Source organism: Vibrio sp. 1751 (assembly GCF_033339895.1).
GTDB classification, from domain to species: Bacteria; Pseudomonadota; Gammaproteobacteria; order Enterobacterales; family Vibrionaceae; genus Vibrio; species Vibrio alginolyticus.
Window position 1 is genome coordinate 1 of sequence record NZ_JAWOVM010000109.1, and the last position, 11,699, is coordinate 11,699.

The following is an 11,699-nucleotide window of genomic DNA, read 5'->3' on the forward strand; positions in this document are numbered from 1 at the left end:
GGTGCCTAGAACGACTACGTTATTTCCCATCTTTCCAAGTCTGATTGCTAGTTAAAAATGGATTCTAGCACCGAATCTCACTTCTTGCAGTCATTTTTTGTTCACAGAGTCGCTACCAGAATGTCATCTTGCCGCTTTGTTCATTTTGAAATCAGCATATCACTGATAGTATTTAGCTTTCTCTATTCGACTGGAAAGCGCTATGTCTGAATCCATATGGTTGGCGATTGGGCTCGTCTTGATCGTGGAAGGCATTGGGCCACTGATTGCTCCTAACGGTTGGCGGAATATGGTGGCTCAATTAAGTGAACAACCCAACAATCAGCTACGACGCATCGGTGGCTGCCTAGTAGTTGCTGGAGCCGTAATCGCCATCATGATGAGCTAGCACTTAGCATCAGATACAAAAAAGGCTCCCTAAGGAGCCTTTTATTTCAATGAGAGGCGGAGATTATTTCTCCATGCTGCCCTTCGACTGGTTCATGTATTGGAAGAACTCACTCTTCGGATCAAGCACCAGAATATCGCTCTTAGAGCTGAAGGACTTCTCATACGCACGTAGCGAACGTAGGAAGCTAAAGAACTCAGGGTCTTTGTTGTACGCTTCAGCATAAATCTTCGCAGCCTCAGCATCCGCTTCACCTCGTGTCACACGCGCAGTTTTATCAGCTTCAGCTAGAATAGTTGCTACTTCTAGTTCTGCTTGAGCACGAATAACTTCCGCCTTTTCACGACCTTGAGAACGGTGCTTACGAGCAACAGACTCACGCTCCGCACGCATACGACGGTAGATAGACTCACTGATTTCATCAGGCAGGTTGATTTTCTTCATTCGGAAATCAACGACACGAACCCCCAAGTCTTTCATTGCGCTTTCACGCGTGTCTTTCAATACTTCAGACATGATTAGGTCGCGTTCACCATCAATCTCAAGCGCTTCACGAGCCGCTTCAGTTGCGACAACATCAGCACTTGCGTCTTCTGGTAGCACATCATCGTTACGTGGACCAGATACGATCTGTTTGATTTCACGAGCACCGATTTCAGAACGAAGCACGTCCGTCACTTTACGCTCAAGTAGTGCCTCTGCCGTTAGCGAGTTACCACCGCCTGTCGCGAGGTAGTAGCGACCAAAATCTTCAATACGCCACTTCACGTAGGTATCAATGATAACGTCTTTTTTCTCAGACGTTACGAAACGGTCTGCACGACCATCCATTGTTTGGATACGTGCATCAAGTTGTTTCACACGGTCAAACAAAGGCATCTTGAAATGCAGACCAGGCTCGTAAATTCGAGTGATGTCGTTATTGTCTTTCAAGACACGACCAAATCGAACCACGATACCGCGCTCACCTTCAGGAATCACAAACAAAGACATCAACATTAATGCCAGTGCGATTACCAGTACAGGGATCATTAACTTACGCATTCTTAGTATCTCCCTTGACGTGAACCTGTTGAACGAGACTGCGAGTTCGAAGTGTCTTCTTGTGTACGATCAGACTCAAGTTGAATTTGATCATAAGTTGAAGATGACTTCGATTTACGTTTGGTATCTGCTTTGCCCTCTTGTCCCGCCAACTTATCGATTGGAAGGTAAAGAAGATTGCCGCTTGATTCCGAGTCAATCAACACTTTCGAAGTGCTTGAGTACACCTCTTCCATTGCGTCGATGTACAGACGATCACGCGTTACACCAGGCGCTGCTTGGTATTCTGGTAGTAGTTTTTCGAACTGTGCTACCTGACCAAGAGCCTCGTTAGTGACACGCTCATTGTAACCTTGTGCTTCTTTCTTCAAACGCTCTGCACGACCCGTTGCCTTAGGCAAGATTTCGTTCTTGTATGCTTCAGCTTCACGAATGAAACGCTCTTCATCCTCACGTGCTGCGATTGCATCATCAAACGCATCTTTCACTTGCTCTGGTGGACGAGCAGACTGGAAGTTCACATCAACAAGTACCAGACCCATATCATAGCTATCAATGATTTGGTTCAGTGTTTCTTGCGTAGTTTGACGAATTTGCTGACGACCACTGGTTAGAATGCTATCCATCAATGAGTCACCAATTACTGCACGTAGTGCAGAATCCGTTGCTTGACGCAAGCTGTCGTCTGCATTGGTTACACGGTACAAGTATTTGTATGGGTCAGTCACTCGGTACTGAACATCCATCGCAACTGTTACAACGTTTTCATCTTTAGTCAGCATTAGACCAGATGCACGTAGTGAACGAATCGCTTGTACGTTTACCGCTTCGTACTCATCAATAAAGCGAGGACGCCAGTTAAGACCTGGGTCTACGATACGATCGTATTTACCTAAACGCAGTACAACACCACGCTCTGCTTCACCGATGGTGTAAAAACCAGCGAAAAACCAAACCGCAACAGCAATCAGAGCAATCACGCCAAAGCCAATTGCACTACCACCACCGCCGCCGATTGGAGAACCACCGCCGCCTTTTTTACCAAACTTGCCGCCCAGCTTTTGACTCAGTTTGTTGAACACTTCATCTAAATCTGGCGGACCTTGATCTCGGCCACCAGGACGCTGGCCACCACGATTATTATTACCCCAAGGGTCATTATCGCGGCCATTGTTGCCGTTGTTATTTCCAGGCTCATTCCACGCCATTAGAAAGCTCCATCATTTGATATGACGTTATACTGTAGCAGTCCTTTAAGTGACTATAAAGCCAGTCAAAACTGCCCCTTCTCTTTTTTCAAGTCTAGACCAATCTACTTGCTGCATTCGAATATCGATCAACAAGTTACCATCCTGGTCATATTCCTCACGTCGAATACACTTCATTTGGAAGAAGGTACTACGGAATCGTCCTTGATACTGTGGAGGAATTCGCAACTGATGCTCGACCATTTGTGACGCCAGACGTTCCGTCAGAGCCTCAAACAGGACATCAATGCCCAACCCATCCATTGCTGAAACCCAAACTGCGCGAGGTACGCCTTCCTCGTCTCGTTCTATACGTGGTTTCTGCGAATCTAGATTGTCGATTTTGTTCATGACAACCAGAGTCGGCACTTCATGCGCGTCGATCTCTTCTAGTACTTCATGAACAGCTTGAATATTCTCACGAAAACGCTCATCACTGGCATCAACAACATGTAACAAAATGTCAGCTTCTTGCGTTTCCTGCAAGGTTGCCTTGAAGGCCGCAACCAAGTCGTGTGGCAAATGTCGAATAAAACCAACCGTGTCTGCCAAGATGGCAGGACCAACATCTGCTAACTCTATCTTACGTAAAGTCGGGTCCAAAGTAGCAAATAATTGATCAGCCGCGTACACGCCAGCTTCTGTAATACGGTTGAAGAGTGTCGACTTACCCGCGTTGGTGTAACCCACAAGTGAAACCGTTGGGATTTCAGCTCGATTTCGGGCGCGGCGCCCTTGTTCACGCTGCTTCGCTACTTTGTCTAAGCGTCGCAGGATGGCTTTGATTCTGTCACGCAATAAGCGACGGTCGGTTTCCAGCTGGGTTTCACCCGGGCCACGTAAACCGATACCACCTTTCTGCCTTTCAAGGTGTGTCCAACCACGAATCAAACGAGTAGAGATATGACGAAGTTGAGCCAGCTCTACCTGTAGCTTACCTTCGTGTGTTCGAGCTCGTTGAGCAAAGATATCGAGAATAAGACCAGTGCGGTCGAGAACTCGACATTGGCACAGTGCTTCGAGGTTACGTTCTTGGGCAGGAGAGAGGGCGTGATTAAAAATCACAATTTCGGCACCAGTTGATTGTACCGCTGTAGCAATCTCTTGGGCCTTACCCTCTCCGACATAATATTTCGGGTGTGGGGATTGACGACTACCAGTTACCACTTGTAGCGCCTCTACCCCAGCAGAAGAAACCAGCATTTCGAACTCAGCCAGATCTTCCCATTCACCTTCTTGCGTGAAGTTGATATGAACAAGTACGGCTCGCTCACCGGATTCATAACGGTCAAACAAGCAATCAACTCCTTATTTTAAAAATACTCGATGAAGAATTAATCTTCAGATTTCTCTTGTGGACGCTCACCTTGTGGACGTTCACCGCTGTGATGGCTCACTGGACGAGCCGGCACAACTGTTGAGATCGCGTGCTTGTACACCATTTGGTTAACAGTATTCTTCAGCAGGATCACAAATTGATCGAATGATTCGATCTGACCTTGTAGTTTAATACCATTCACAAGGTAGATAGATACCGGGATACGCTCACGACGTAGCGCGTTTAGAAATGGGTCTTGTAGAGATTGCCCCTTAGCCATTTTTATTTTCCTTATTTAATTTGTAGTTGTAATTATTTAGCTAGTGGTGCAATGCAAAAGATACGGCTTTTGCATCTGAGCTAAACGAATCAAAAATGCACTCTAAGTAATTAGCAGCATAGTATAAAAACCGCCAACAACAGATCCTTTGAGAGTGCGTTCACGCAAAAACGATCACATTATACACAGCTATGTCAATCAGATGCTATTGCTTCCGACATCGTTTCTAATGCCTGTTCAATGTTCTCGCTATCCAACCAAGTTAAATCATCCCAGCTGCGTAACCAGGTGATTTGACGCTTGGCCAATTGACGAGTCGCGCATACGCCACGAAATACCGCTTCGTCACGTGTACACTCCCCATCTAAATACTCCCACATCTGTCGGTAACCGACGCATCGTATGGAAGGAAGATCGGGGTGAAGATCTTTTCGCGAATGTAACGCTTTCATTTCTTCTTCAAAGCCCGCTTCCATCATCTTCTCGAAACGGAGTTCAATCCGACGGTGAAGTTCTGCCCTATCCTTGGGAGCTATTGCAAACTGCTTGACTCGGTATGGTAGGCTTTCACCTTTCGTTTGAGTCAATTCAGTCAAAGTTTTACCTGAAATGCGAAAAACTTCCAATGCCCGAGATAAACGTTGGGGATCATTGGGATGGATTCTCGCGGCTGACACAGGATCAACCTCTTTGAGTTCATCGTGCAACACTGACCAACCTTTAGTCAATGCCTCTTGTTCAATTTGCTGACGAATTTCAGGATTTGCAGCAGGAAGTGGTGATAAACCTTCAAGTAACGCCTTGTAATACAGCATTGTTCCACCCACAAGAAGTGGAATTTTTCCTTCTGCAACAATATCATCCATCGCTTTCAATGCATCTCGACGAAAGTCGGCGACAGAGTAAGATTCACTTGGATCCAAAATATCTATCAAGCGATGAGGCGCCAAACTTAACTCTTTTTCATCCGGTTTCGCCGTACCGATATCCATCCCTTTGTAGATCAAAGCAGAATCAACACTGATGATCTCAACCGGAAATTTTTGACGAAGACGAATCGCCAGCTCAGTTTTGCCTGATGCAGTTGGCCCCATTAAAAATAGCGCCAAAGGTAGTTTATCTGTCATGGTTTTAATTTGGCTATCGTGGCAGAGAAATCAACAGCGGATACGAATTTTGTATCTTCTAATGGCAATTGACCATGTCTTAGCTGTTCAAGTTCCGCAATAATTTGAATGGCTTCAGAAAAAGTATAGTGACTCTTCACTGTCGTGACCTGTAATGCGAGCCAATCTATCAACTCAGACAGCATCTGAGCCGCTGCTATACCTTCGTTCACACAAGATTGCGCGTAAGATAACAGATCTGGTACTAAATTTTGTAAGTTTTGTTGACGCAGCGGAGCTGGGACGCCCATCACCATTAAGGCGTGCTCGTTTCTCGCTTTCAATTGAATACCAAGCAATGCCAAATCTTGTTGATAATCTTGGGCCAGTCTCACTAATTCGGCCTCTAACTTAATAGATAGAGGAACAAGCAGAGGTTGTGCCTTGAGTGCACCATCGCTTGGAGAAAGCTGGCCTTTTACACGATAAAATTCTGCTCTAGGTAACGAGACTAACGCCGCCCCACTGTCACTGCTCATCAAAACAAATTGTTCATCGACCACCATCAGCGCTTTGCCTAATGCAGTAATCGATGGCATTGATGTGTGCGAAGTTATCGTTTGGGGCGCTATTGGAGTGACTGCCTGAGCCTCAAACTCTGGCGTTTTCAACAGCTCGTGATAAGCGCGTACTTCTTGTTTAGTTGGCGCTGGTTCTACGTGGCGCTCTTTACTGTGACTTGGCTTTGGTGCAGGTTTGGATTCCACCCAATCATTACGTTTGAATGACTCCACTACGCGCGCCTCTCGCACGGAGGTTTCACTAGGACCGCTATTACGAGGCTTCACTTCATAATCACTGCGTCCAGGATAAGCCGGTGTACTATCTATCGCTTGATAAACCCGCTCTGGTACTGGTGAAGATGCTGGCTCTTGTACTTTTTCAGGCTCTGGCGAATGTTCAATCTCTTCGGACTCAGTCGGTTCCACGCGATGAAATGCCGATTCATTCACCTGTGGTTTATCAATCACGGCGCTTTGTGAAAGTGCATCCGTCAAAGCTTGATAGATGAAATCATGCACCAAACGAGCTTGGTGGAAACGCACTTCATGCTTAGCAGGGTGAACATTCACATCTACTTGGTGCGGATCTAGCTCAATAAAGAGCACATACGCAGCGAACTGATCTGGCTTTAAGCTCATTTCATAGCTTTGACGAATCGCGTGATTGATTAATTTGTCACGCATCATTCGGCCATTCACATAGCAATATTGTAAATCGCTTTGCTGCCTTGCTCCCTCTGGCGTGGTAATCCACCCATGTAGCTTTAACCCTTGATGCTCAAGCTCGATTCTGAGCATATGCCGCACAAACGCATTACCGCAGACAGCAGCAATACGCTTTTCGGTTTGAAGCTGATTTTTCGCCGCGCGATATTGACGGATGATCTTGCCGTTATGACGCACATTGATGGTGACATCAAAGCGACTTAACGCAATACGTTTCAATAACTCATCAATATGAGCAAATTCGGTTTTCTCCGTACGAAGAAACTTGCGACGCGCTGGAGTATTAAAAAATAAGTCCAACACCTCAACAGTCGTGCCAATCGGGTGCGCTGCTGGCTTAAGCTTCACCTGCATATCACGCCCTTCGGAGTAGGCACTCCAGGCTTCTTCTTGTGCCGCAGGACGCGACGTGAGCGTCAAACGCGAGACTGAGCTAATACTGGCTAACGCTTCACCGCGAAAACCTAGGCTCATAATAGCTTCGAGATCATCTAAGGTATGTATCTTAGATGTCGCATGACGACTGAGCGCTAAGCCAAGTTCATCTTTCGCGATACCTTTTCCGTTATCACGAACACGAATCAGCTTTGCGCCTCCTTTCTCGATATCGATATCGATTCGAGTTGCGCCAGAATCAAGACTATTTTCAACCAGCTCTTTAATCACAGAAGCAGGTCTTTCGACCACTTCCCCTGCGGCGATTTGGTTTGCAAGTCTGGCTGGCAAAATTTTAATCGTCATAATGAGTTAGAAGCTCACCTACTTGTTTGGAATGATCAGGACTTGCCCAACCGCTAGCTGATCAGAGCGTAAGTTATTCGCTTTACGAATGCTCGATACGCTAACGCCGTATTTGGACGCTATTTTGCCAAGGAACTCACCCCGAGAAACCTTGTGCTTACGAATCGGTTTATCTTTTACCGCGACCGTTATCTTCAACTTTTGCCCTACCCACAAGGTATCTGACTTCAAGTTATTCTCTCGGCGGATATCTGAAACCTTCACTTTATAGTGATTCGCAATCTTACCTAAGAACTCACCAGACTTAACCTTGTGCGTAATGGTTTCTGTCTCAACAGTAATCGGTTTACTTGGCACTTTAATCGTACCAGCAGAAGGAATGTTGAGCTTCTGACCAATTGCCAAGCCTGTCGACTTCAAGTTGTTTGCCGACATCAGCGCTTTAGAGCTAAGCCCATATTTGTTCGCGATCACCGATAATGACTCGCCACGCTTTACAATATGTACCATTGGCTTCGCTGAAGGCGAGAACACCGTACCCTCTGGTGGGTTATCTTTTAAGTACTTGACGACCGCCTTAGTGATAGCCTGAGCTAACTTATCTTGGTGCGCTCGTTGAAACAGTAAACGCTCTTCTGTTGGGTTAGAAATAAAGCCCGTTTCCACTAGCACAGACGGAATCTGTGGAGAGCGCAAAACCGCAAGGCTGGTGTTGATCGGTTTGGTGTTATGCAGGTGCGCAACACGTCCCATCTCACCTAGGATTTCTGTTGCCAGCTTATAGCCTTCTTTTTGTGAATGACTAAACTGCAAGTCCAACAAAGTTTGGTTCACGTTACGATCTTTTGTCTTCGTGAAGAACGCATTACCCGAGCCGCCCAATAACTCAGACTGTTTCTCATGGTTCTCGACCCAACGAGCAATTTCGGTATTTGCACGACGAGTATTTAGTACGAAGACCGATCCACCGCGAGGCTTCGGTGAAGTAAACGCATCTGCGTGAATGGAAATCAGCAAGTGCGCATCATTTTCACGAGCAATCGCGACACGACGGTTTAAGTTTACAAAGTAATCTCCCGTACGAGTCATGCGCGTTTTAATACCAGGAGTCGCATCGAGCTGAGCAGCAATTTTTCTTGAGATACTCAATACCGCATCTTTCTCGTACTTACGACGTGAAGGGCCAATAGAGCCAGGGTCTTCCCCACCGTGACCAGGGTCGATAACAATTAACACTTCTTGAGCTCGTTGAACTGAACTCATGTCTTTGCTGGCCGCCGCTGGCTTACTCGGTTTAGAGGTCGATGCCTTCTTACCGTGCGGTAAATCAATCACCAAGCGGTGACCATACTGCCCACCTGGTGTTGGGCTTAATTTAAATAATTCCGCTTGAACGCTCTTTTTTAGTTCAAACACCAAACGATAAGTGCCCTTCTCTGGAGGCGAGCTTTTTCGTACCAGTTTTAAAACAGGGCTATCCGTAACAGTAACAGGCAGTTTGGCCTGCATCGTCGTGCTTTTTAAATCCACGACAAGGCGATCCGGCCCTGATAAAGAGAAATAGGAATAGTCAGCTTCCGAGCCTAAATCGATGACAACACGCGTTTCATCAGGTGAAGGCCAAACTCGAAAACTCTTAACGACGTTAGCAAATGCTAAATTGGGGATGAGAAGGAGAAAAGTGGCGACAAACGTCGCCACTACTCTAAAATTTGAAAAACTCAACATAGCTCCAATCGACTGAGTAACTGCACACCATAATCATTATTAGCTGTTAGTTCGGCTACACGTTGCTCACCTTGGTAGCGAATGTTTACATCAAGATCCGGTTGTGGCAGTAAGCCATGCCCTTTTTCAGGCCATTCAACCAAGCAAATCGCATCGTCTGTGAAATAGTCTCGAATCCCCATAAACTCAAGCTCTTCAGGATCCGCAAGACGATAAAGGTCGAAGTGATATACTTGCCACTGATCCAACTGGTACGGTTCGACTAGAGTATAAGTTGGACTTTTCACGTTACCTTGATGACCAAGAGCACGGACAAAACCACGACTAAAGGTTGTTTTACCTGCACCCAAATCACCATGCAGATAAATTGTGGTTTGCTGGGAACAAAGCTGAGCCAAAGCGGTGCCTAGTGCAACCGTTTCATGCTCATCTTTTAAATTGAATTGTTTCGTGCTCATTGATGCTTCTCTAACTAATGATCGTTGACTATATAAAAATCAAAAGAACAGGAATAGTAAACCGTGTTGGTTTTGAGAGACAAGCTTTCAAATGTCATATGTGCGAAAAAAGTATCCAATAAACGGTATCTTAATCATCTTAGTATCGACCTAGATTTAGAATATATGCAAATGACTTCAATAAGCAGTATTCACAACATCAAAAACGTACCTAACTGGGTAGCACCAAAGCCAGAGATCCGTTAAGATCCGCCCCCCTTTATTCCGGTGGTTAACATGAACTACGAACAACTCGCACAACAAATCAAAGTTTGGGGAAAAGAACTCGGCTTCCAAAAAGTTGGGATCTGCGACGTTGATCTGAGTGAACATGAAGCAGCACTACAAAAATGGCTTGATGCAGGCTATCACGGCTCAATGGATTGGATGGCTCGTCACGGTATGATGCGTGCTAGACCCCATGAGCTACTCCCGGGAACCGTTCGTGTTATCAGCGTCCGGATGGACTATCTGCCACCAGAGGCTCAATTCGCTTCAAACCTCGCGAATAAAAGTCATGCCTATATTAGCCGCTACGCACTAGGGCGTGATTATCACAAGCTCGTCAGAAAGCAGCTAAATAAACTCGGCAAACTTATTGAACAAGAGGTTGGTCAATATGGTTACCGACCTTTCGTTGATTCCGCACCAATATTAGAGCGACCTCTCGCCCAAAAAGCGGGCTTAGGTTGGACCGGGAAACATTCCCTGATTTTGGATCAAGACTGTGGATCGTGGTTCTTTTTAGGTGAACTACTTATCGACTTACCACTACCCGTAGATGAGCCAAGCGTTGATCAGTGCGGTAAATGCAAAGCATGCATTACATCATGCCCAACACAAGCCATCGTTGAAGACAAAGTTGTCGATGCCAGGCGTTGTATCTCTTATCTCACCATCGAGTTCGATGGAGTGATTCCTGAAGAGTTTCGAAAGCCAATGGGTAACCGCATTTATGGTTGTGACGACTGTCAATTGGTTTGCCCATGGAACCGCTACGCCGACATAACGGAGCAAGATGATTTCCACCGTCGTGACAGTTTCAAAAACCCTGACCTCGTCGACATGTTTAACTGGGATGAAGCGACTTTTCTAAAAAATATGGAAGGCTCCGCTATCCGTCGTATTGGTCATATACAGTGGCTACGTAACATCGCTGTCGCACTTGGTAATGCAGAATATAGTCAGCGAATCATAGGTGCGCTGGAAAGTCGGCAAGGTGAAAATAAATTACTTGATGAGCACATTAAATGGGCTTTGACAGAGCAACTGAATCAACTCCCCACTGAGAGTAATTCATCTATAGAGACGAAAAAGCAACGCTTAATAAGGATAGTCGAGAAGGGACTGCCGAGAGACGCATAGAGCGTAGTCTATATGCAAGAGATTGAAAGTACTTTTGCATGTTCAATTCATGACCTTGTTCTCAATTTTGTAATGTGGAAAAAAATTTGAGATTCAAGAAAAACAAGCTAGCAGAAAAAAGTTAAACACAGCTCGGAGAAATGACTAGGATCAAAAAAATACCAGTTAATGATCGTATTTTAACGTACCCGATCCGACAAAAAACTTATTTTTTCTTTATATAACAACGATTTAATTGATATTTCTTTGTTGTTTCAACTTCACTTTAGAGAAAAGATCTTTCTTCCCCATCATAAAAAGTCAAGCTAAAAACACTTTATCAACCAACTTATCCACAGAACGACGTATGTGGATAACTCTGTTAATTAAAGTAGATAAAACACGCGAAGCCTCATCATACTTGTACGTCAGCCGATTCATATCGTGTTTTAAACACAAACGAAATCGTCCGACATCATATGATGCGGATAAAAGTTTAGCTTTTGGGGATTCATGCTTCGCAGCATTATGAAAAGAGCGATGTGATTGGTTGCGAGAAGCAGGCGTTGAATCAAGCGGCGCATCCGTAGACGACTTAACAATTGTATACTAAATAAGTACTCAATCTATCGTCTTGTATTTGGTTGCGGGGGCCGGATTTGAACCGACGACCTTCGGGTTATGAGCCCGACGAGCTACCAAGCTGCTCCACCCCGC

Annotated in this window: 10 protein-coding genes; 2 read left to right on the top strand and 8 right to left on the bottom strand. The window is 45.5% G+C overall.

Annotated features, from left to right (window positions below):
• The first annotated feature begins 202 nt into the window (after positions 1-202).
• Entirely contained in the window at positions 203-388 is a 186-nt protein-coding gene (locus tag R7041_RS20810) for a DUF2065 domain-containing protein (protein WP_005381383.1), read from the top strand.
• A gap of 63 nt (positions 389-451) precedes the next feature.
• Here the strand turns inward: R7041_RS20810 and hflC are convergent, their stop codons facing one another.
• From hflC to tsaE, 8 genes are all read right to left on the bottom strand, one after another.
• On the bottom strand, positions 452-1,432 hold the full coding sequence (hflC, locus tag R7041_RS20815; protein WP_005381382.1) for a protease modulator HflC: 981 nt from the start codon (positions 1,430-1,432) through the stop codon (positions 452-454).
• 2 nt (positions 1,433-1,434) lie between these two features.
• Entirely contained in the window at positions 1,435-2,640 is a 1,206-nt protein-coding gene (gene hflK / locus R7041_RS20820; RefSeq protein ID WP_005381381.1) for an FtsH protease activity modulator HflK, read from the bottom strand.
• A 45-nt stretch (positions 2,641-2,685) separates the two neighbouring features.
• A complete protein-coding gene (gene hflX / locus R7041_RS20825; RefSeq protein ID WP_064368823.1) occupies positions 2,686-3,975 on the bottom strand; it encodes a ribosome rescue GTPase HflX in 1,290 nt (429 codons plus the stop codon).
• A gap of 38 nt (positions 3,976-4,013) precedes the next feature.
• Positions 4,014-4,277 (bottom strand): RNA chaperone Hfq, encoded by a 264-nt coding sequence (hfq, locus tag R7041_RS20830; RefSeq protein WP_005381379.1) that lies wholly within the window; start codon positions 4,275-4,277, stop codon positions 4,014-4,016.
• A 194-nt stretch (positions 4,278-4,471) separates the two neighbouring features.
• Positions 4,472-5,404, bottom strand: coding sequence for a tRNA (adenosine(37)-N6)-dimethylallyltransferase MiaA (miaA, locus tag R7041_RS20835; RefSeq protein ID WP_005395375.1), 933 nt, complete (start codon positions 5,402-5,404; stop codon positions 4,472-4,474).
• Entirely contained in the window at positions 5,401-7,413 is a 2,013-nt protein-coding gene (gene mutL / locus R7041_RS20840) for a DNA mismatch repair endonuclease MutL (RefSeq protein WP_054575295.1), read from the bottom strand. The genes miaA and mutL overlap by 4 nt, the downstream gene beginning before the upstream one ends.
• 18 nt (positions 7,414-7,431) lie before the next feature.
• A complete protein-coding gene (locus R7041_RS20845) occupies positions 7,432-9,141 on the bottom strand; it encodes an N-acetylmuramoyl-L-alanine amidase (RefSeq protein WP_005381374.1) in 1,710 nt (569 codons plus the stop codon).
• A complete protein-coding gene (gene tsaE / locus R7041_RS20850) occupies positions 9,135-9,599 on the bottom strand; it encodes a tRNA (adenosine(37)-N6)-threonylcarbamoyltransferase complex ATPase subunit type 1 TsaE (protein WP_005381372.1) in 465 nt (154 codons plus the stop codon). The genes R7041_RS20845 and tsaE overlap by 7 nt, the downstream gene beginning before the upstream one ends.
• Before the next feature lie 276 nt (positions 9,600-9,875).
• On the opposite strand from tsaE, the gene queG reads away from it, so the two are divergent.
• Complete coding sequence (gene queG / locus R7041_RS20855) at positions 9,876-11,003, top strand: tRNA epoxyqueuosine(34) reductase QueG (RefSeq protein ID WP_064368824.1); 1,128 nt, start codon at positions 9,876-9,878, stop codon at positions 11,001-11,003.
• Positions 11,004-11,699: the final 696 nt, after the last annotated feature.